Origin of the sequence: Pedobacter sp. JY14-1, from assembly GCF_029269825.1 — a bacterium.
GTDB lineage: Bacteria > Bacteroidota > Bacteroidia > Sphingobacteriales > Sphingobacteriaceae > Pedobacter.
This window is the reverse complement of the sequence record NZ_JARJHU010000003.1, coordinates 162,475-184,807: the sequence shown is the minus strand read 5'-3', so window position 1 is coordinate 184,807 and position 22,333 is coordinate 162,475. Positions and strand designations below refer to the sequence as shown.

General features: G+C 47.9%; 21 protein-coding genes. 13 read left to right on the top strand and 8 right to left on the bottom strand.

The window, feature by feature from the left end; translation table 11 throughout:
- Positions 1–44: 44 nt before the first annotated feature.
- The gene (glmS, locus tag P2W84_RS06850) at positions 45–1,883 is read left to right on the top strand and encodes a glutamine--fructose-6-phosphate transaminase (isomerizing) (protein WP_276089376.1); all 1,839 of its coding nucleotides are present in this window, start codon (positions 45–47) and stop codon (positions 1,881–1,883) included.
- A 70-nt stretch (positions 1,884–1,953) separates the two neighbouring features.
- Here glmS and ssb read toward each other — a convergent pair whose 3' ends face one another.
- The gene (gene ssb / locus P2W84_RS06845) at positions 1,954–2,379 is read right to left on the bottom strand and encodes a single-stranded DNA-binding protein (RefSeq protein WP_276089375.1); all 426 of its coding nucleotides are present in this window, start codon (positions 2,377–2,379) and stop codon (positions 1,954–1,956) included.
- Between the two features lie 19 nt (positions 2,380–2,398).
- Entirely contained in the window at positions 2,399–3,448 is a 1,050-nt protein-coding gene (gene mutY, locus P2W84_RS06840) for an A/G-specific adenine glycosylase (protein ID WP_276089374.1), read from the bottom strand.
- Between the two features lie 114 nt (positions 3,449–3,562).
- On the opposite strand from mutY, the gene P2W84_RS06835 reads away from it, so the two are divergent.
- From P2W84_RS06835 to P2W84_RS06810, 6 genes are all read left to right on the top strand, one after another.
- Positions 3,563–3,865, top strand: a complete 303-nt coding sequence (locus P2W84_RS06835) for an HU family DNA-binding protein (protein ID WP_108552488.1) — start codon at positions 3,563–3,565, stop codon at positions 3,863–3,865.
- A 7-nt stretch (positions 3,866–3,872) separates the two neighbouring features.
- Complete coding sequence (locus tag P2W84_RS06830) at positions 3,873–4,736, top strand: tetratricopeptide repeat protein (RefSeq protein ID WP_276089373.1); 864 nt, start codon at positions 3,873–3,875, stop codon at positions 4,734–4,736.
- A 43-nt stretch (positions 4,737–4,779) separates the two neighbouring features.
- On the top strand, positions 4,780–4,869 hold the full coding sequence (locus tag P2W84_RS06825) for a hypothetical protein (protein ID WP_008506795.1): 90 nt from the start codon (positions 4,780–4,782) through the stop codon (positions 4,867–4,869).
- 121 nt (positions 4,870–4,990) lie between these two features.
- Positions 4,991–6,541, top strand: coding sequence for an Rne/Rng family ribonuclease (locus P2W84_RS06820; protein WP_276089372.1), 1,551 nt, complete (start codon positions 4,991–4,993; stop codon positions 6,539–6,541).
- A 132-nt stretch (positions 6,542–6,673) separates the two neighbouring features.
- On the top strand, positions 6,674–8,050 hold the full coding sequence (gene radA / locus P2W84_RS06815) for a DNA repair protein RadA (RefSeq protein ID WP_276089371.1): 1,377 nt from the start codon (positions 6,674–6,676) through the stop codon (positions 8,048–8,050).
- A 126-nt stretch (positions 8,051–8,176) separates the two neighbouring features.
- Entirely contained in the window at positions 8,177–8,341 is a 165-nt protein-coding gene (locus tag P2W84_RS06810; RefSeq protein WP_276089370.1) for a hypothetical protein, read from the top strand.
- A 31-nt stretch (positions 8,342–8,372) separates the two neighbouring features.
- On the opposite strand, the gene carB is transcribed toward P2W84_RS06810, so the two are convergent.
- Positions 8,373–11,189, bottom strand: a complete 2,817-nt coding sequence (carB, locus tag P2W84_RS06805; RefSeq protein WP_276089369.1) for a carbamoyl-phosphate synthase large subunit — start codon at positions 11,187–11,189, stop codon at positions 8,373–8,375.
- Positions 11,190–11,341: 152 nt separating this feature from the next.
- A complete protein-coding gene (locus tag P2W84_RS06800; RefSeq protein ID WP_276089368.1) occupies positions 11,342–11,662 on the bottom strand; it encodes a carboxypeptidase regulatory-like domain-containing protein in 321 nt (106 codons plus the stop codon).
- Positions 11,663–11,754: 92 nt separating this feature from the next.
- Between P2W84_RS06800 and P2W84_RS06795 the strand changes: the two genes are divergently transcribed.
- The 6 genes from P2W84_RS06795 (at position 11,755) to P2W84_RS06770 (ending at position 18,065) form a co-directional block, all read left to right on the top strand.
- A complete protein-coding gene (locus P2W84_RS06795) occupies positions 11,755–12,276 on the top strand; it encodes a hypothetical protein (protein ID WP_276089367.1) in 522 nt (173 codons plus the stop codon).
- A 17-nt stretch (positions 12,277–12,293) separates the two neighbouring features.
- Positions 12,294–12,908, top strand: a complete 615-nt coding sequence (gene pnuC, locus P2W84_RS06790; RefSeq protein ID WP_276089366.1) for a nicotinamide riboside transporter PnuC — start codon at positions 12,294–12,296, stop codon at positions 12,906–12,908.
- Positions 12,892–13,422, top strand: coding sequence for an ATP-binding protein (locus P2W84_RS06785; RefSeq protein ID WP_276089365.1), 531 nt, complete (start codon positions 12,892–12,894; stop codon positions 13,420–13,422). Before pnuC ends, P2W84_RS06785 begins: the two co-directional genes overlap by 17 nt.
- A 207-nt stretch (positions 13,423–13,629) precedes the next feature.
- The gene (locus P2W84_RS06780; RefSeq protein WP_346348951.1) at positions 13,630–16,092 is read left to right on the top strand and encodes a TonB-dependent receptor; all 2,463 of its coding nucleotides are present in this window, start codon (positions 13,630–13,632) and stop codon (positions 16,090–16,092) included.
- Entirely contained in the window at positions 16,093–16,725 is a 633-nt protein-coding gene (locus P2W84_RS06775; RefSeq protein ID WP_276089363.1) for a thiamine phosphate synthase, read from the top strand.
- 65 nt (positions 16,726–16,790) lie between these two features.
- Positions 16,791–18,065, top strand: a complete 1,275-nt coding sequence (locus tag P2W84_RS06770) for an MFS transporter (protein WP_276089362.1) — start codon at positions 16,791–16,793, stop codon at positions 18,063–18,065.
- Here P2W84_RS06770 and P2W84_RS06765 read toward each other — a convergent pair whose 3' ends face one another.
- The 4 genes from P2W84_RS06765 to nagA form a co-directional block, all read right to left on the bottom strand.
- Positions 18,066–19,805, bottom strand: coding sequence for an ABC transporter ATP-binding protein (locus P2W84_RS06765; RefSeq protein ID WP_276089361.1), 1,740 nt, complete (start codon positions 19,803–19,805; stop codon positions 18,066–18,068).
- A gap of 112 nt (positions 19,806–19,917) precedes the next feature.
- The gene (gene frr / locus P2W84_RS06760) at positions 19,918–20,481 is read right to left on the bottom strand and encodes a ribosome recycling factor (protein ID WP_276089360.1); all 564 of its coding nucleotides are present in this window, start codon (positions 20,479–20,481) and stop codon (positions 19,918–19,920) included.
- A gap of 52 nt (positions 20,482–20,533) precedes the next feature.
- Positions 20,534–21,238 (bottom strand): UMP kinase, encoded by a 705-nt coding sequence (gene pyrH, locus P2W84_RS06755; protein ID WP_276089359.1) that lies wholly within the window; start codon positions 21,236–21,238, stop codon positions 20,534–20,536.
- A gap of 53 nt (positions 21,239–21,291) precedes the next feature.
- Positions 21,292–22,333: N-acetylglucosamine-6-phosphate deacetylase (nagA, locus tag P2W84_RS06750; RefSeq protein WP_276089358.1), on the bottom strand; the 1,042-nt coding region annotated here is incomplete at its 5' end.

Genomic DNA, 22,333 nt, shown 5'->3' with positions numbered 1-22,333 from the left:
GGGGAATTTTTTATTTCATTTCTACTTATTCAAATCTACTAACTATGTGCGGAATCGTGGGTTATATTGGTTATCGTGAAGCGTGGCCGGTTGTACTTAAAGGATTGAAAAGACTGGAGTACCGTGGCTATGACAGTGCGGGCATTGCACTGATCAATAAAAGCGGCATGAATATCTATAAAAAGGCCGGAAAGGTTTCCGAGCTGGAGGCTTTCGCTGAAAATAAGGACCGCAGCGGCCCTGTAGCTATAGGGCATACCCGATGGGCAACACACGGGGCACCATCAGACCGAAATTCTCATCCTCATACTTCGAATGACGGAAGACTGGCCATTATACATAACGGGATCATTGAAAACTATGCCACATTAAAAGAGGAGCTGCTGAGGCGGGGCCACCAATTTAACAGTGATACAGATACCGAGGTGCTCATTCACCTGATCGAGGAAATTTACAAGAACGAAAAAACAGATTTACTTGAAGCGGTAAGACTGGCATTGCATGAGGTGAGCGGCGCCTATGCGATTGTCGTAATGGACAGCCAGCAGCCTGACCAGCTGATCGCTGCCAGGAAGGGCAGCCCTATGGTAATCGGTGTAGGACAGGGAGAATATTTCATTGCTTCTGACGCCACGCCCATTGTGGAGTACACAAAAAATGTGATCTACATGAACGACAATGAAATTGCGTATGTAAAACGTGATGAGCTGCTGATTAAACGCCTGGACAATGTGATACAGACGCCTTATGTACAGGAACTGGAATTAAAGCTGGAAATGCTGGAAAAAAGCGGCTATGAGCACTTTATGCTGAAGGAAATCTATGAGCAGCCACGTTCGGTGAGGGATTGCCTGAGGGGCCGTATTTACCCAAATGAAGGCAGGGTACAATTGGGTGGTATCAATGAGTATGCGCACAAGCTAAAAAATATTGACCGGATCATTATCGTGGCCTGCGGTACTTCATGGCATGCCGGGTTGGTGGGGGAATATCTGATTGAAGAATTTGCCCGTATACCTGTTGAGGTGGAATATGCTTCTGAATTCCGTTACCGCAACCCGATCATTACGGAAAAGGATGTGGTCATTGCCATCTCGCAATCGGGCGAGACGGCGGATACAATGGCGGCGATAGAAATGGCTAAGGAAAAGGGCGCAACGATTTTTGGCGTATGTAATGTGGTAGGCGCTTCCATACCCCGCATTACACATGCGGGCGCCTATACGCACGCCGGGCCTGAGATTGGCGTGGCATCTACCAAGGCCTTTACCGCACAGGTAACTGTGCTGACGCTGATTGCCCTGCACCTGGCACAGCAGAAAGGAACGGTTGGCAGCTCTAAACTGACCGAACTCCTGACCGAACTGGACCATATTCCGGAGAAAATAGAGCAGGCGCTGAAATCGGATACCCTCATCAGGGAGATCTCAGAAAAATTCAAGGACTCCCGGAACTGCCTGTTCCTGGGACGCGGGACCGGTTTCCCTGTTGCTCTTGAAGGTGCGTTGAAGCTGAAGGAGATTTCTTATATTCATGCTGAAGGCTATCCGGCGGCGGAAATGAAGCACGGACCTATTGCCCTGATCGATGAAGAAATGCCTGTGGTCGTGATCGCAACAAAGAATTCTTCTTATGAAAAAGTGATCAGCAATATCCAGGAAGTAAAGGCAAGAAAAGGCATTGTCCTGGCAATTGTTACCGAAGGAGACACTGAGGTACGCAGGATGGTGGACTATTGTATTGAGATACCTGATGCTAACGAGGCTTTTCTGCCGCTTCTGGCAACCATTCCTCTGCAGTTGCTTTCCTACCATATCGCCGTTTTACGTGGCTGCAATGTAGATCAACCCAGGAACCTGGCCAAATCGGTTACAGTAGAATAAACTAAAAAGGGCTGCTTATGAAAGCAGCCCTTTTTTTGTGGAATAACCGGCTGGTTTGGTTACGGGCATCTCAAAACGGAAGATCTCCGGACGGGTCTTCGTGATCTGTGTATTCATTTTCTACCTTATGGGACGTATTTTCACGTTCAGATGGAGCCTCAAAATCACTTTTGCGTCCCAGTATGGTGAAATTCTCAGCTACCACCTCTGTCACATATTTCTTGATTTTTTCACGGTCTTCGAAAGAACGGGTACGCAACTTCCCTTCAATGTAGACCAGCTTACCTTTTTGCAGATATTTTGACGCAACTTCGGCCAGTCCGCGCCACAATACAATGTTGTGCCATTCGGTCTGTTCGACACGCTTACCTTCTTTGTTGTAAGTCTCCGATGTTGCCAGGGGGAAACTGGCCACGGTTACGCCTCCGTCCAAATGTCTGACTTCCGGGTCTTTCCCCAGGTGTCCGACTAAAATCACTTTGTTAATGCCTGACATGTATATCTCTGTTATTTGGTTAGGTGTATGCTTTGATAAAATCGGCGATCACTTTGGGTTGAGGAAGCGCCTCAAAATCGTTTAGCGAAACCCACTTTATGTTTGCATGTTGATTAAAGTTAACGATATAATTGTCTAAAGCAAAAAATTGAATATATATAGTTTGGTGGGTCAACAGGTGCTTTCTATGGGAAAGCAGCATCATGCGGTAGTCTTCGCCAAAGTGCGCTTTAAGGGCATTACTAAACGCTGCATCGCCCTGTTCAGGGCTCCCCTCAGTCTCCAGGAGCGGGAAATCGTAAAGCTCCTGCCAGATATCACCTGGCATTCTCCTCTTCACGAGTATTTCCTTTGTTTCCGGGTTGACACAGAAGAAATAATTGAAATAGCGCGTACGCTTTTTGAGTTTCCTTTCTTTGACAGGAAGACTTTCAGTAACCTTATGCTGGCGGGCAAAACAGCCTTCAGCCACGGGGCATCCGGCACACCGGGGTGACCTGGGTCTGCACCAGAGCGCTCCGAACTCCATGATGGCCTGGTTGTACACCGCTGGTTGCTGCCCTTGCAGCAGCGAAGCGGCGAGCGCGGTAAATTCCTGCTTGCCCCTGGTACTGTTGATAGGCGTATGGATACCGAAATACCTGGACAGCACACGGAATACATTTCCGTCTACCACGGCCCTCGCCTCTCCGGAGGAAAAAGAAGAAATGGCGGCAGCCGTATAGTCGCCGATGCCTTTGAGCCGGATGAGCTCTGCATAGCTAACGGGAAACTTACCTCCATATTCCTGGTGGACCTGCACTGCAGTCTTGAGCATATTCCTTCCGCGCGAATAATAACCCAGGCCCTGCCATAGTTTCAGGACTTCGGTTTCGGAAGCCGAGGCAAAATGACCGACAGTAGGGTATTGCGCCAGAAAGCGGTTGAAATAGGGAAGCCCCTGTTCTACACGGGTTTGCTGCAGGATGATCTCGGATAGCCAGATGGTATAGGCATCGGTCGTATTGCGCCAGGGAAGGTCTCGTTTATGCTGATGGTACCACTCTACTATCTTGGATTGAAATGACATATTTTACAAAAATACTCTTCTTTTTATTTTCCTATCTCACTAAAAAGCAATACTTTTGCAACCCCAAAACAGTGATAAAGTTAAAGTACATTATTAAATAAATAAAGGAGAGTTATGACTAAGGCAGATATTATTTCAGAAATATCGACGAAAACAGGAATTGAAAAAGTAGATGTGCAAGAGACCGTTGAGGCGTTTTTCAAAGTGATCAAGAACAGCATGATCGGAGGAGAGAATGTTTACGTAAGAGGTTTCGGCAGCTTTGTTGTAAAGAAAAGGGCCCAGAAAACTGCAAGGAATATCTCAAAGAATACTGCAATCATTATACCGGAACACTTCGTTCCCAGCTTCAAACCTGCCAAGGTCTTTGTAGATAAAGTAAAAAATAACTCCAAAAAAATCAGCGTAGAAGCTTAATCAGGTAATGGCAGGACGGGTGAGAAATCAGCAAATCGGTATCGTCACAGCTATAGTGCTGCTGGTGGCCTTTTTGTTTACCCGCGACATTAAGGGTTTGGTAAAACCTAAAGCAGAGAATGGGAAAGGCAATCCTGCTGCCCAGATGGGCCAGCCTTCCGGAGCTCCTGAGATTAGCCTGACCGAAGTTTCCGCTGCTGCCAAAAACTTGATCGGTGCAAGCGTTGCTGCTGAGATTACTGCGCTTGAAAACACCTACAACAGTGCTGCTGAGCAGGATAAGGCAAAAACGGCAAAGGTACTGGCCCAAAAATGGAATGACCTGGAGCAGGCAGTACCAAGTGCACTTTATCTGGAAGCAGTAGCCGGATACGAACCTTCACTGAATAACTGGCTTGCTGCCGGGGACCAGTTCCTGAAAGGCTTCGACAATACCCGGGATAGTTTGCTGCAGCCCGCTTTGCTACAGAAGGCAAACAGTGCCTTTAATAACGCGCTCCGTATTGATTCCTCAAGCAACGATGCGAAAACCGGAATGGGCATTACCATCGTGAATGGAATGGGCATGCCGATGCAGGGGATCGCAATGCTGATGGATGTAATAAAGAAAGATCCAAGGAACCTCAGAGCGATCATGAGCCTTGGTACTTTTGCGATCAAATCAGGTCAGTTCGATAAAGCTATCGGCAGATTTAAGGATGCGATTGCAATCAAACCTACACCAGATGCTTATTTCTACCTGGCAACGGCTTATGAGAACCTGGGCAGAAATTCCGAGGCAATCACAGCCTATGAAGAAAGTAAAAGACTGGCCGGAAACCCCACCTTGTCCAAATTCATTGATGAGCGTGTGGAGGCCCTTAAGAAATAGTAGTTAATAAACAGATTTTTAAAAAAATTTAAACTTTAAAATTATGCCAAGCGGTAAAAAAAGAAAAAGACATAAGATGGCTACACACAAACGCAAGAAGCGTTTAAGAAAAAACAGACATAAGAAGAAGTAATTCCTTTTATTGTTCCACATGCAGATAAGGCTAGGGTAAAGATCATAGCCTTATTTGCTAATGTGCTGTTTTTATTGTCCATGTGTTAATAGGGCCTGATAGGGCCTTAAAATCTGTAGCTTTGGTAAAAGAACTCATTATAGATTCCTCTCCTTTGGGAGTGACCATAGCTTTAATCGAAGACAAGCAACTTGTTGAACTTCACAAGGAGCAGATCAATAATAATTACGCTGTAGGCGACATTTATCTAGGCCGCATAAAGAAAATCATGCCCGGCCTGAATGCTGCGTTTGTAGATGTTGGTTATGAAAAAGATGCTTTCCTGCATTATTTTGATCTGGGCCCCCAGGTGCAGTCTTTGATAAAGCTTACAAAAATCAAGCGTAATGGCTCTGTGAACGGTACGCTACTGGATAACTTCAAACTCGAAACCGACATTAATAAAGCCGGGAAGATTTCTGAAGTGGTCAGCAAGAATTTACTGCTGCCGGTCCAGATTGCCAAGGAGCCTATTTCTACTAAAGGGCCAAGATTAAGCTCGGACCTTTCCATTGCCGGCCGGTACACTGTGCTGGTGCCTTTTTCCAATGTAATTTCTATTTCAAAAAAGATCAAGAGCAACACCGAGCGGAACAGGCTGAAAAAGATCATTGAAAGTATTAAGCCGAAAAATTTCGGTGTGATTATCAGAACGGTATCTGAAAGCAAAGGTGTAGCCGAACTTCAAAAAGACCTGCTGGACTCTATAGCGAAATGGGAGAATTTCATTAAGAAATTACCGGAAGCGGAACCTTCCAGAAGGGTCTGGGGAGAAATGGACAGGACTTCGACGTTAATCCGTGACATCCTCAGTACCGATTTCACCAATGTGCATGTCAGCGACCCACGTCTTTTTGAAGATATTAAATCGTATGTACACGAGATCTCTCCGGAGATGGAAAAGATTGTAAAACTGTACCGGCATAAGGAGCCGATCTTTGAGCATTTCGGAATTGAGAAGCAAATTAAAAACTCCTTTGGGAAAACGGTGAACCTTGCTGGTGGGGCTTATCTCGTAATAGAGCATACAGAAGCTTTGCACGTAATAGATGTGAACAGTGGTAACCGTACTGCGAGCAAAGAAAACCAGGAGGACAATGCGCTCCAGGTGAACAAGGAGGCAGCGAAGGAAATCGCGCGCCAGCTTCGTTTACGTGATATGGGGGGAATTGTGGTCATCGATTTCATCGACATGCACAAGCCCGCCAACCGGAAGGTGCTGTTTGATCACTTGAGGGATATGATGGCGCATGACCGTGCCAAGCATACGATCCTCCCGCCGAGTAAGTTCGGCCTGGTACAGATTACCCGGCAGCGTGTACGACCGGAAATGAATATCGTAACCAGCGAAAAATGCCCTACCTGTGATGGTACGGGAGAAATTAAGGCCAGTATCGTTTTGATGGATGACATCGAGAATAATCTGACCTATATTTTGCAGGAGCAAAACGAAAAAAATATTACGCTGCGGGTACACCCCTATGTCGCAGCTTTCATTAAAAAGGGACTGGTATCACTTCAGTGGAGATGGTTCTTCAAATTCGGACAGTGGATTAAAGTAAAGCCGGTGTCATCGCATCATCTGACGGAATTCCACTTCCTTTCGGCAAAGGACGAAGAGATTAAGTTATAATGTAGTCGTTATGTATTAAAAAGGCGGTAGTTTAAGCTACCGCCTTTTTTTTTATTCTTTATTTTCCGGTCGTCGCCGGAAGTTGAAGCAAAGGAATTAAACCGTAAATTGCTGACCCTAAAAATCCACAAATTGGCTAAGACAAAATCTGCTTATTTCTGTCAGAATTGCGGGTATGAATCTGCAAAATGGATGGGCAAGTGCCCTTCCTGTAACGAATGGAATACCTTTATAGAAGAGGTTCTGGACCGTACTCCTTCAAAAGTACCTGCCTGGAAGTCCGCTTCGGCATTGCAAAGACAAAATAAACCGACCCGCGTGGATGAGATCAGGACGATAAGGGAGGAGCGGATAACTACGGGTGACCAGGAACTGGACAGGGTATTGGGCGGTGGTCTTGTACCTGGATCGGTAATCCTCATCGGAGGTGAGCCAGGCATTGGAAAATCGACGCTGATGCTACAGCTGGCACTGACCATACAGGCAAAAAAAGTATTGTACGTTTCAGGCGAAGAGAGCGAACAACAGATCAGGATGCGCGCAGAGCGGATCACGAGCAGTGCGGTTACAGACTGTTATATCCTTACTGAAACGCTTACTCAGAATATCTTCAAGCAAATAGAGCCGTTGGCACCCCAGCTGGTCATTGTCGATTCTATACAAACACTCCATTCCTCTCATGTTGATGCTACGCCGGGCAGTGTTTCACAAGTAAGGGAATGCGCCGCGGAATTACTGAGATTTGCAAAAGAAACAGATACCCCGGTCTTCCTTATCGGCCATATTACCAAGGACGGCGCTATCGCGGGACCAAAGATATTGGAGCATATGGTAGATACCGTGCTCCAATTTGAAGGGGACAGGCATCATGTATACCGTATACTGAGGTCCGTTAAGAACCGTTTCGGTGCCGCTGCAGAAATGGGAATATATGCCATGCATGGCAACGGACTGCGGCAAGTGACAAACCCTTCAGAGATATTGCTGCTCCAACGCGAAGACAACCTGAGTGGCATTGCCATCGCTGCGACATTGGAAGGCGCCAGACCGATGCTGATTGAAACCCAGGCCTTGGTCAGTGCAGCTGCCTACGGAACACCTCAGCGCTCTGCAAATGGCTTTGATACCAAAAGAATGAATATGTTACTTGCAGTACTGGAGAAACGCTGCGGATTCAGATTGAGCAGCAGGGACGTTTTTCTCAATATTGCCGGCGGCATTAAGGTAGAAGATCCTGCCATAGACCTGGCTATAGTGGTTGCCATTATTTCCTCTCATGAAGATATCGCCGTTCCGGCAAAGACCTGTTTCGCAGCAGAGGTGGGGCTTTCGGGAGAGATCAGGGCTGTCAACCGCGTGGAACAACGAATTTCCGAGGCAGAGAAACTGGGATTTGAAAAGATTTTTATTTCCAGTTATAATTTGAAAGGTATCTTACGAGATAAATATAAGATCGAAATCGTAGCTGTGGGTAAAATAGAAGACGTTTTTTCCGCTTTATTCGGATAGCTCATCAAAGTGTGGTGTGTAGATCCCCACAAATATTTCTACGTTTTGTAGAAATATTTTCACAGCCGAATTTACCAAGGAACAGACACGGACTTTATAAAAACCTGTAATACACCAAATTGCATATTGAAACATGCAGTTCTAAGACTTGGCCCTGATATTGCAATAAATGAAACATCAGGTGCAATTCCTGATATAACAATAGGGATGATTATCCCCGTCACTGAAAAAGTGGCGGGGATTTTTTTTGATTTAAAGTCTGATGGTCTTCTAATAAAAAAGGCCCTGTGAAAGGACCTTTAGATATTTTGAAGAATACCTTTTATTTTGACAGATACATAGACTTGTCCTTGATCAGCTTCCTGAAATACGGGTCTTCCAATGACTTGATAAACCTGATCGCTTCTCCGGTTGATTTCATTTCCGGACCAAGTTCTTTGTTGACCTCAGGGAATTTTTCAAAAGAGAATACCGGTTCTTTAATGGCATACCCTTCCAGCTTACGCTCGATCTTGAAATCCTTCAGCTTGTTTACTCCCAGCATGACCTTAGCAGCGATATTGATATACGGCACATCGTAGGCCTTTGCAATGAAAGGAACGGTCCTCGATGCCCTTGGATTGGCTTCTATCACATAAACCTTATCGTCTTTTACTGCAAACTGGATGTTTAGCAGACCGATTACATTCAGTGCTTTTGCAATCTTTTTAGAATAAGCCTCCATATCCTGGATCACCTTATCAGACAAGCCAAATGGTGGCAATACCGCGCTGGAATCTCCGGAGTGAATACCCGCCGGCTCAATATGCTCCATTAAACCGACGATATGTACGTCTTCGCCGTCACAGATGGAATCTGATTCACTTTCCTCGGCCCTGTCCAGGAAGTGGTCGATCAGTACCCTGTTGCCCGGAAGATCTCCCAGTAGTTTTACCACTGCTTTTTCCAGGTCCTCATCGTTGATCACGATACTCATTCCCTGTCCACCAAGTACATAACTTGGTCTTACCAGAACAGGGTAACCTACTTCGTTAGCCACTTTGATCGCTTCTTCAGCATTTTCAGCGACACCATATTTCGGATATGGAATATCCAGTTCCTTCAGCAGGTCAGAGAAACGGCCCCTGTCTTCCGCAACGTCCATATCCTGGTAAGCGGTACCAATGATCCTGATACCATGTTCATGCAGCTTTTCCGCCATTTTCAGCGCTGTCTGGCCGCCAAGCTGTACGATGACACCCAATGGCTTTTCCAGTTCGATGATCTCGCGCACATGCTCCCAGAACACCGGTTCGAAGTACAGCTTGTCGGCCATATTGAAATCGGTGGATACCGTCTCAGGGTTACAGTTGATCATGATCGCCTCAAACCCGCTCTCTTTCGCAGCCAGCAAGCCGTGCACACAAGAGTAATCAAATTCGATACCCTGTCCGATACGGTTAGGCCCTGAACCCAGTACGATCACCTTTTGCCGGTCTGACGGCAACGATTCATTTTCTTCCTCAAATGTGGAGTAATAATATGGCGTCTGCGCGGCGAACTCAGCTGCACAAGTATCTACCATCTTGTAAACACGGCGGATACCAAGTTCCTTTCTGCGGTCATAAACCTCGTCCTCCGTAACATTACCCAGCAGATAAGCAATCTGTACATCAGAGAAGCCTTTCTGTTTCAGTGTAAAGAAGAAATCCCTAGGGATATTGTTCAGCGAATAGCGCTTGAGCTCTACTTCCAGGTTTACCAGCTCCTGTATCTGCGCAAGGAACCATTTGTCAATGCGGGTCACCTTACGGATAGATTCCAGCGGCACACCCATACTCATGGCATCCTTGATCAGGAACAGGCGGTTCCAGCTGGCATGCTCCAGGCCATACATGATCTCGTCGATGCTGCGGTTATGCCTGCCGTCTGCGCCAAGGCCCGAACGGCCGATCTCCAGACTCTGACAAGCCTTTTGCAGTGCTTCGATAAAGGTACGCCCGATGGCCATAACCTCTCCCACAGACTTCATCTGCAGTCCAAGCTCCATATTGGCACCCTTGAACTTGTCGAAGTTCCAGCGTGGCACTTTCACGATCACATAATCAAGCGTTGGCTCGAAATAAGCCGATGTCGTTTTGGTGATCTGGTTTTCAATTTCATCTAAGTTATAGCCAATGGCCAGTTTAGAGGCGATCTTTGCGATCGGATATCCTGTGGCCTTACTTGCCAGTGCAGAAGACCTTGACACACGGGGGTTGATCTCGATGGCAATGATATCTTCATTTTCAGGGTTTACAGAGAACTGCACATTACATCCGCCGGCAAAATTACCGATGGCGCGCATCATGCGGATCGCCTGGTTGCGCATATTCTGATAACACCTGTCGGAAAGGGTCATTGCAGGGGCAACTGTGATCGAGTCTCCGGTATGGATACCCATCGGATCAAAGTTCTCGATCGAACAGATGATGATGACGTTGTCATTGCCGTCCCTCAAAAGTTCCAGCTCATACTCCTTCCAGCCCAGCACAGCCTGTTCTACCAGTACCTCATGGGTAGGAGAAGCTTCAAGCCCGCGCTTAAGTGCAGCATCGAAATCTTCCTTCTTATGGACAAAGCCCCCGCCTGTACCCCCCAGTGTATAGGAAGGCCGGATCACCAGCGGATAGCCGATCTCCTGTGCAGCCTCCTTGCCTTCAAGGAAAGAATTGGCAATCTTGGATTTCGCTACACCCACACCGATGTCTACCATCAGCTGACGGAAAGCTTCCCTGTTCTCGGTCTTCTCGATAGCGTCCACGTCCACTCCGATCACCCTTACGCCATGTTTTTCCCATACCCCGCGTTCTTCCGCCTCCTTGCAAAGGTTCAGCGCGGTCTGGCCACCCATAGTAGGCAGCACGGCGTCGATCTTGCGTTCTGAAAGAATCTGCTCGATCGAGTCTACGGTAAGTGGTCTCAGGTAAACATGGTCCGCGATCACTTTATCTGTCATGATCGTTGCGGGGTTGGAATTGATGATGGATACTTCGATCCCTTCATCTTTAAGGGACAATGCAGCTTGCGATCCCGAATAGTCAAACTCGCAGGCCTGGCCGATAATGATAGGTCCTGATCCGATGATTAATACTGAGCGTATGGAGGTGTCTTTAGGCATAAGGCTTTTAAAAGTCTAAAGTTTTATAGTGTATTTTCAGACAGGAAGGCCTAAGAGAAGCAAGATAAACCGTAAACGACCCCGACTCTTCTGTCGGGATGCAAAGTTACGCTTTTACCACATAAAAATACCGTCTTTTTTTAAAAAGGCTGTCAGTTGTAGAGCCTGATCTCGCCAACGTCTGTTATTGCGCTGTCAATGACGGCGACATTCTCTAAAGAAGTATCTTTATACGGCGGCCTGGCCTTTACCCGGAGTGTATAGGTTGCCTTCTTTACCTGATTAAAAGCAAACTTTCCATTGCTGATTTCCGCTTGCAGGGTATCCTTTCCTGTAATGGCAAATACCTGCACCGCACTTTCTGCCGGAGCTACCGTTCCCCTGATGCCGCCCTGTCTTACCGGGATAAATCCAGGCAGTGCGACGCTGAATAAGGTTACTACCGCCAGGAAAAAAGATCTTTTCTTATTCATAATCTTTACGCTGTTCCTTCTATAGACAAGTGGAGCCCCCAATTGTTTGAGGCCCCACGTACCTTTGGAACAAGATTTGCACCCGGTTCTGTATGAAAAAGCTCCTATTTCTTACAGCAGCCTTTGCGGCGATACTGACCGGCTGTGCAACCATGCAGTCAATCATCAAATCTACCTTCCCTTACACCGCAACACTGATCGTTCCTGCAGCAACCAAGGCTGGTACAACGGCTACTGCGACTTCTTCTGCTTCCAGCTTCGACGAAATATTCGGCAATCAGAACGGTACCAGCTACATCAAAGAAGTGCGGATCGCAGCGGCAAAAGTTACCGCGAATAACCCGGCAAACCAAAGTCTGGGAATATTCAAATCGGTGAAACTCTTCATCTCCAGCGGAAGCAGCGGGGAGATCATGGTGGCTTCCCGCAGCGATGTTCAGGAGAATATAGGCAATAGTCTCGTACTTGACATTGACAACTCCAAATTCCTTGACAACTATATCAGGGGGAGTAACCTGAAGGTACGCATGGAATATGTACTCCGGAATAACACCACTTCAGACATCAGCCTCCGCACCGCGCTGAGTTTCACCGCGGCCCCTGACCCCAAATAATTTTTATACTTTTGGGCATGCCGTTGCTCCACTCGTTTCTGGAACTCCTGTCTGACCAATTCCACCATACCACATGGCCGGAATGGCTTGGGGTGATCACAGGTTTCGCCTGCATTTACCTTGCGGCCAGAGAAGCGGTGCTCAGCTGGCCGGTTTCCATCATCAGCGTACTCTGTTATGCCTGGGTATTTTTCGATGCCCGGATGTATGGTGACATGGCCCTGCAGTTTTACTTTCTCTTCACGGCCTTCTATGGCTGGTATTTCTGGGTCCTTAAAAAAGCGGAACACCAGGAGCCGGTATCCGCACTCAGGGGTTCTCAGTGGGTCGTGGTCATCATGGCTATATTGCTGCTTTCCGGCATACTGGGACTTTTCCTTGACAGGTTTACCGATTCCGATGTGCCTTATGCGGATGGTTTCTGTACAGCCGTCAGCTTCGTGGCCCAGGTACTGCTCACCAGAAAGATCCTGCAAAACTGGCTGCTCTGGATCTTTGTAGACATCTGTTACGTACCACTCTATATTTATAAAAACCTTAATTTGAGTGCCGTCTTTTATGCATTTTTAGTTGTCATTGCGCTGAAAGGCTATCTGGACTGGAAAAAGACCTATCGTGAACAAGCCCATTAAGAAAATAGCCATTGTAGGCCCCGAGAGCACAGGAAAATCGACCATCACGGCGCAGCTGGCCAGACACTACCATACACTTTGGGTACCCGAATATGCGCGCTATTACTGCGCCGCGCTGAAAGGTGACTGTACTTTACAGGACGAGGCCAATATGTTCCACGGCCAGGTCGCCCTGGAAAGTTCCATCCTTTCCATACTTGAAAAGGACCTCGTTTTTTGCGATACGACTTTTCTGACCGTAAAAATCTGGAGTGACGAAATGCTGGGTGAAACTCCGGAGGCCGTACTTGAAGCACTGCCGCTCTACCACTACGACTTTTACCTGCTGATGGACATCGACCTGCCCTGGGAAGAAGACCCGCTCCGCGACTTTCCGCACAAAAGGGAGTATTTTATGGACATATGGCATCGGGAGCTCCAGGCACTGAACGCAGATTACCAGGTGATCGGGGGTATAGAAAACCGCTTTCAGAATGCACTCCAGGCAGTCGGCGCCTTCCTTAGCAGGGCTTAAACACACGTCAGCGAAGGCCTGACTGCAGGTTTTTTTGCAATCCAACATTGTTTCCTATATTTGCCTCATCAACACGGGGTGCCTTGTTTTGCACAAAAACACAAAATCAGGCTGAGAGTATACCCGTCATACCTCCAGGTATGAGCACCTGATCCGGATAATGCCGGCGTAGGGATTAACATTATGGGAAATTTAAATTACAGAAAATTGAAAAGATCAATCTTCGCAGCTTTAGCTGTACTGCTATCGCCATTGCTGTCTATGGCACAATCTGTCCTCTCTGGTACCGTATCCGATCCTTCAGGAAAACCCCTTGCCGGGGCAACTGTACTGCTCAGAAACCAGGCCCGGGGTGCCAACACCGATAACAACGGTCAATACCGGATCACCGGCCTCAATAATGGCCGCCATGTCATCACCGTAAGCTTTGTCGGTTATCAAAGTGTTGAAAAAACGATCAGCCTGGATGCTGACAAGACTGTTGATTTCCAACTGTCTGCCAATACGTTCCTTGCCGATGAGGTGATCGTGAAAGCCACCAGGGCCGGTGAACGCTCAGCAACCACCTATAAGAACATCAGCAGGGAAGAGATCGAAGCGAACAACTTTGGTCAGGACCTGCCCTTCATCCTCAGCAATACACCCGGTGTAGTGGTTACCTCAGATGCGGGGGCAGGAGTTGGTTATACCGGCATCCGCATCAGGGGAAGTGATGCCAGCAGGGTCAATGTGACCATCAATGGCATTCCCTACAATGACAGTGAAAGCCAGGGCACGTTTTGGGTGAATATGCCCGATTTTGCTTCCTCGGTAGACAACATCCAGATTCAGCGCGGCATAGGCACCTCTACCAACGGTGCAGGCGCATTCGGCGGAAGCCTTAACCTGCAGACCGCGCCACCGCAGACCGCGCCCTATGCGGAACTGAACAACACTTATGGCTCCTTCAATACCCTGAAAAATACGGTCCGCGTAGGTACCGGGCACATCGGGGGCGGGTTTTCCTTTGACGGCCGCCTGTCAAGGATCAAATCTGACGGTTTTATCGACCGGGCAGCCTCAGACCTCAAGTCCTATTTCCTATCGGGGGCTTACCAGGGAAACAAAGACTTATTACGTGTAAACGTCTTTGCCGGCAACGAAAAAACCTACCAGGCCTGGAACGGCATCCCCGAATCCAGGTTAAATGGCGATCAGGCGGGCATGCAAGCCTACATTGACCGCAATTACCTGAGCGAAGCCGATGCCGCCAACATGCTCAGTTCCGGCAGCAGGACCTATAATTCCTTTACCTACAAAGACCAGAATGACAACTACTGGCAGAACCACTATCAGGCACTCTATGCAAGGCAGATCAGTGATAAGTTCTCTTTTAACGGTGCATTACACTACACCGATGGCAGAGGTTATTTTGAAGAGTTCAAATCCGGAGCAAAGTTCTCTAAATATGGCCTGCCCAACGTACCGGTAAACGGAACAGACATCAAGTCAACCGACCTGGTACGGCGCCGCTGGCTGGACAATGATTTTTATGGGCTCACTTATGCATTTAACTATCAGCCACAGGCCAACCTTAGTTTTACCCTTGGCGGAGCCTATAACCAATACCGGGGCAAACATTTCGGAGAGATCACCTGGGCGCAATTTGCCGGCAGCATACCTGAAAACTACCACTATTATGACGGTAAGGGCAGCAAAGACGACTTCAATATTTTCGGTAAAATCAACTATACACTTGCTGAGAAACTCAGCCTTTTTGCCGACCTGCAATACCGGAACGTAGGTTATCAGATCAGCGGGACCGACAAAAACCTGAAATCGCTGAATTTTGACAACAATTACAACTTCTTCAACCCGAAGGTAGGTGCAACTCTGCTGCTGGATGCGCAAAGCAATGTTTATGCTTCCTACAGTGTCGCTGGTAAAGAACCCAACCGCGATGATTTTACCAACCTCAAAACCGGGCTCCCGGTTCCAAGGCCCGAGAAAATGCAGGACATTGAGGCCGGTTACCGCTTTAAAAACAACAATATAAACGCCGGGGCAAATATCTACGGTATGTTTTATAAAGACCAGCTCATCTTTACCGGGGAGATCAACGAATTTTCCGACGCTTATCGTCAAAACGTAGATAAAAGCTACAGGCTGGGCCTGGAACTGGATGCTTCGGTCGTGCTCAGCAGGCAATTTGCACTTAATGCCAATGCCGCCTTCAGCCGCAACAAGATCCGGAACTATGTAGATTACGTTCCAGAATACGATGACAACTTTGACATCGCCCGGCTGGTAGCCACTACCTACAAAAGCCCCGACATTGCCTTTTCTCCGAACACGGTGCTTTTCGGCGAACTGGTGTATAAACCGCTTAAAGGCCTGGCTGCTGCATGGCAGGCAAAATTTGTCAGCGCGCAATACCTGGACAATACCCAGAATAACAGCAGGCGACTGGACGCTTATTTCGTCAACAATATCAGACTGGGTTATGATTTCAGCATTGCCGGGATCAGGAACATCAATCTTGCCCTGCTGGTCAACAACATCCTTAACGAAAAGTATGAAAGCAATGGCTACACCTACAGCTCCATCTATCAGGGTGCTACAACCACTGAAAATTTCTATTTTACACAAGCGGGCACCAATTTTCTGCTGTCTCTTAACCTGAAATTCTGAATGAGAAAATTCATTGAAAAACTCCACTTCATTACTCATGACCTGCCGGGACTGAGCCATATCCAGCAGGCCGGCACGGCCTGCCAGGCGGGGGCCAAGTGGATACAATACCGTTGTCTCAGCAAGACAGATGAAGCCTTACTGGAAGACATCAGGCAAATCGCAGACATTTGTGACGATTGGGGTACGACCCTGATCGTCACAGATCATATACACCTGCTGGGCCAGGCAGACATCCAGGGCTTTCATATTGAAGATATGCAGGCAGACTTTAAGGCCATACGCAGGCAGGTCGGTGAAGACATCACGCTGGGCGGTTCCTCAAATACTCTGGAAGGGCTCCTCAGGCTGGCTGCCGAAGGTGCAGATTACGCAGGCTACGGCCCTTTTTCAGAAACCGCTACCAAGCCCAACGATTATCCTCACATCTCTGCTGAAGGGTACCGTAAGGCTGTTGAACAGTTGCAGGACCTGGGACTTCAACTTCCCATACTTGCAGTGGGCGGGGTTACCGAAAAAGACATAGACCTGCTGATGTCCACAGGTGTCCATGGCATCGCAGTTTCGGCTGCAATCAACCTCGCTCCTGACAGCGCTGCGGCTTACAGGGCATTTTATGACAAGATCGTGTAAGTACCCGGGTACTTTTTACCCGGACCTTTTCAGAAAAGCCCTAACTTTGTCCAAAATTTCTCCCTTTGGACCGTACAGAAATTATAGAAAAACCTGATCCCTTTGCCGCCTTAAGATACAGGGAATTCAGGTCTTATCTCGGCATGAGGTTTTTCTTCACCTTTGCCTACCAGATGCAGGCTGTGATCATCGGCTTTCACATTTATCACCTTACAAAGGATCCGCTTGCTTTAGGCTTTGTAGGCCTTTGCGAGGCCATCCCGGCTATCGGTATCGCTCTCTATGGCGGCTATGTGGCAGATAAGTCGGAAAAAAGAGGTTTACTACTGAAGATCTTTTCGGGAGTCTTCCTGTGCACCCTGGTCATGCTTATCTCCACTTCCGGGCAAATGCATGTCTACGTACCCTCAAAATATATCGTGAACATCATGTACCTTATGGTATTCGGTATCGGCATCGCGCGCGGCTTCTTTGCTCCGGCCACCTTTTCACTCATGGCACAGATCATCCCCAAAAAGCTCTATCCAAATTCCAGTACCTGGAACAGTTCCAGCTGGCAGGCGGCATCTATACTCGGTCCAGCCACAGGCGGGCTCATTTACGGGTTCTATGGCATCACGGTGACCTATATCGTTATCATCATCTTTATAGCCACCGCACTGGTCTGTATTTTCTTTCTTAAACCACATCCGCCTACTTTCATCCCGGGACAAGACATTGTCAAAAGCCTGACAGAAGGAGTACGCTTCGTGTTCAAAAGCAAGATGATGCTCGGCGCCATGAGCCTCGACCTGTTCTCGGTATTCTTCGGCGGAGCCGTGGCCTTGCTTCCCGTATTTGCCAACGACATTCTGAAGGTCGGTTCTGAAGGGCTGGGCCTGATGCGTGCGGCAGCTTCCGGCGGAGCGGTAGTGACCATGCTGCTCATGACCCGCTTCTCGCCCATGAACAGACCCTGGAGAAACTTGCTGATCGCCGTAACCGGTTTCGGCACCAGCATCATTTGTTATGGCTTGTCCAAAAACTTTTACCTGACGCTTTTCCTGCTCTTTATGGAAGGTTCATTTGACAGCATCAGTGTTATCATCCGTTCCACCATTATGCAATTGCTTACACCAGATGACATGAGGGGGCGTGTTTCTGCGGTAAACAGTATGTTCATCGGCTCTTCCAACGAGATTGGTGCCTTCGAATCCGGACTTACTGCTAAACTCATGCGGACCGTACCTGCGGTAGTATTCGGCGGCAGCATGACCATTCTTGTCGCCGGCATCACTTATCTGAAGACCAAAGGTCTTACCAGGCTAAGTCTCCAGGACATCAACGAGCAGAAGGTCTGATCATCTTTCGCCAACTTGCTGTCTCCACATGGCATAGTACAGTCCATTTTGCTTTAACAGTTCATCATGGGTACCCTGCTCAATGACATTGCCCTTTTCGAGTACATAGATCCTGTCTGCATGACGGATCGTGCTCAGCCGGTGGGCAATCAGTATGGTAATGTGGTTAGCTATGTCCGAAACATCCCGTATCGTTGCGGTGATCTCTTCCTCGGTAAGGGAATCCAGTGACGAAGTCGCCTCGTCAAACACAAGGATATCGGGCTTCCTCAGCAATGCACGTGCAATCGACAAACGCTGCTTCTCTCCGCCCGATACCTTCACCCCGCCTTCACCGATCAGCGTATCCAACCCCTTATCTGCCCTGGCCAGCAAGTTCTGACAAGCCGCCTGTTGCAATACCTGCATACATTCCTCATCAGTAGCACCCGGTCTTACAAATTGCAGGTTCTCCCGTATCGTTCCTGAAAACAACTGCGTATCCTGAGTTACAAAACCAATCTTTTCCCTCAGCACATCCAGGTCAAGCTCCGATTCCGAAATCCCATTGTAGCGGATGCTGCCGATCTTTGGCTGGTAAAGCCCGACCAGCAATTTCACTAGGGTCGTTTTACCGGATCCTGAAGGCCCTACGAAAGCGATCGTCTCACCGATCTCCGTCTCAAAGCTGATCCCGTTAAGCGCATTATTGGTAGCAGACTGATGCTTAAAACTTACTGCTTCAAAATCCAGTTTCCTGATTTTATCTATACTTTTCGGATGTTCCGGCTTTTTGTCTCTCGGGATCGACATGATCCGCTCGAAATTATTCAGGGAGACTTCCGTTTCCCGGTAGATATTAATGATATTACCCAGCTCCTGCAAAGGTCCGAAAATGAAAAAGGAATAAATGAACAATGAGAAAAACTCACCCACGGTGATCCGGCCCGCAAAGATCAGGTACATCATCAGGAACAATAATCCGTTCCGTAACAAGTTCACAAACGTACCCTGGATAAAACTCAGGCTCCTGATGTATTTGATCTTCTTCAGCTCAAGCCCCAGTATCTTCGTCGTCGTCGTATTCAGCCTGTTGATCTCCTGATTGGCCAATCCCAGACTTTTCACCAGTTCAATGTTCCTCAACGATTCCGTTGTAGACCCGGCCAGGGCAGTGGTCTCCGCCACAATATTCTTCTGCACCCGCTTAATCCGCTTGCTTAAGAAAGAACTTAAAAAGCCCAGCAAAGGGATTGCAGAGAAGTAGACGACCGCAATTACCCAATATACCGATATGGCGTACACTGTCACGAAGATAATCCCGATAATGCTGGTAAAGAGCACATTGATCACGGCCTGTACCAGCTTCTCAGTATCGATCCTTACCTTTTGCAGGATACCCAGCGTCTCACCGCTCCGCTGGTCCTCAAAAACCTGGTAGGGAAGCTCCAGAGAATGAGCAAGGCCATCGGAATAGATCTTCGCACCCAGGCGCTGGGTAATCACATTCACATAATAGTCCTGAAAGTTCTTCGCGATCCGCGATACCATCGCCGCACCCATAGCCAACAGGATCAGCACCCCCGCCCCCCTGATGAACTCCTGGGTCGTATACTCCTTGTAATTCGTTACGTACTTGTCAATGATCAGCCGGAACACATAAGGGTCCAGAAATGAAAATATCTGGTTTACAGCCGCTAAAAAAAGGGCCAGCACAATCAGCCCTTTATAGTTCCGCAAATAACTATATAAAATCTTCATAAAATACTAAGTCTTGTCTGACCGCTTAAAAAAGCAGCGTCCAAAAATAAACAAAGGGAACAAAGCATTCGCCTCATTCCCTTTATATTACTTGCAGATTATAAATTCTGACTTAAACAGTCATAATATCTTTCTCCTTAGCTTCTGCATGCTTATCCACTTTCACGATATAGGCATCTGTGATCTTTTGTACTTCAGCCTCTCCGGTTTTGATCTCATCATCGGAAACACCTTCGCCCTTCAGCTTCTTGATCTTCTCGTTAGCGTCTTTCCGGATATTCCTGACCGTGATCTTGCCTCGCTCTGCTTCTTCCTTCACCTTCTTCACCAGGTCCTTACGGCGCTCCTCTGTCAGCGGCGGCACCACCAGGCGGATGATCGTACCGTCGTTCTGAGGATTGATGCCAATATTCGCCTCCATGATCGCCCGCTCGATAGGTACCAGCAAAGCCTTTTCCCAGGGCTGGATGAGCAGCGTACGCGCATCTGGCGTATTGATACTTCCTACCTGGCTTAGCGGAGTAGGGCTTCCGTAATAGTCAACCATAATTCCATCCAGCATTCCGGCAGACGCCTTCCCCGCGCGAATCTTGGTCAGTTCAGATTCACAGTGCAGAATGGCCCTATCCATTGAAGCCTGTGCGTCCTGAAGTTGCTTCTTTATGAGGTCGTTCATATATCTATATTTTCAACAAGTTAATCCCAGTATTTCTTTTGGCCGGATAGCCTTAGCTAACCAACGTACCTATAGCATCCCCGCTTGCGATCTTCATGAAATTACCGGCCTTGTTCATGTCAAACACGATGATCGGCAATTTGTTCTCCTCACAAAGCGTAAAGGCCGTCATGTCCATCACATTCAGCCCTTTGGCATAGACCTCCTTAAAGGAAATCTCTGCATATTTTGTTGCTGCAGGGTCCTTCTCCGGATCAGCAGTATAGATGCCATCTACCCTTGTTCCCTTCAGCACTACGTCTGCCTTGATCTCTATAGCCCTTAACGCAGCAGCAGAATCGGTAGTAAAATAAGGGTTTCCAGTACCCGCACCAAAGATTACCACTCTTCCCTTTTCCAGGTGGCGCATCGCTCTCCTTCTGATAAAAGGTTCACAGATCTGCTCCATTTTGATCGCAGTCAGCAAACGGGTCTTCAGGCCAACCTTCTCCAGGGCATCCTGTAAGGCCATACTATTGATCACCGTAGCCAGCATCCCCATGTAATCAGCCTGTGCGCGGTCCATGCCGGACTTCTCCGCGCTTAAACCTCTGAAAATATTCCCCCCACCGATAACTATAGCAATCTGAAGTCCTTGTTCGTGAACTGCTTTAATGTCTTCCGCGTATTGTCTTACAACTTCATTATCAATGCCATATTGCTTTTCGCCCATCAGCGATTCGCCGCTTAGCTTCAGTAGGATACGTTTATATTTCATGGCCCCAAACTTAGCTAAAATTGGAAAAAAAAGCAATTATTGTTCCTTTTACACTAAGCCCTGAAAACATGTACAGTTCGAAGGTCTTCGGACAACAACATCAGGCCGGCATTCGCTCCGACATCTATTCGCCCGTAGTGATCTGCCATATTCATTAGCTTCGCAGGATAAAGCGAGGCCATTCTTAATGCCTCGGCTAATGTAATTCCACAATGCATCACACAGTTTCTTACTGCGTCGAGCATACTGATCGAAGACCCAGACATTGTACCATCCGGGGTAACATACCGCCCATTTTCCAGGCGGTGCCGGTAAGGCCCTTCATCGCACGGGACAACGGCATCAGTAATCAGGAACAGGCGCTCCCCCAATAGCCGGTGGGCCATACGTACTACCTCGAAATCAATATGAAAGCCATCCGCTATAATGCTTGACATTGCAGAGTGATGACCAAATAACGCCACAGGAATTCCAGGAGCACGATGGTGTATGGGAGACATTGCATTAAAAAGGTGTGTAGTCGTTCTGAACCCGCGATCGTACGCAGCGGTGGCTTGGTCGAACCCGGCATCACTATGGCCAAGTGAAAGTATAATACCTGTATCCAGCAAATAATCAATGACATCGTCATCCTGTTCTTCAGCAGCCACAGTCATCATTTTTACGACACCATCAGCGTGATCTATTAAACGCTTCAACTCATCTAACTGTGCCTTTCTGATGTATTCCGCAACATGGGCGCCCCGGCGCTTCACATTTAAATAAGGTCCCTCCAGGTGCAGTCCCCAGAGTGCTTTCGCCTCAGACCGGTATGCCTTCGCTGCCGAAATCGACTGCCATAAGACTTCATCCGTATTTGTCGCTATGCAGGCAAGAAAACCGGCAACCCCCTGCGATGACAGGTCCTCGTCCATTAATCTAAGGCTATCTGGTTCAGGATAAGCAGAGAACAACCGGCCGCCGCCGCCATAAACCTGCAAGTCAATAAACGCAGGTACAAGGTAAGCGCCCGCAGCGTCCACAACTTCACAATTCTCAGGAACTTGCAATGCATTGACAGCAGTGATCGCGCCATCGTTAATCAGGACGGTCCTT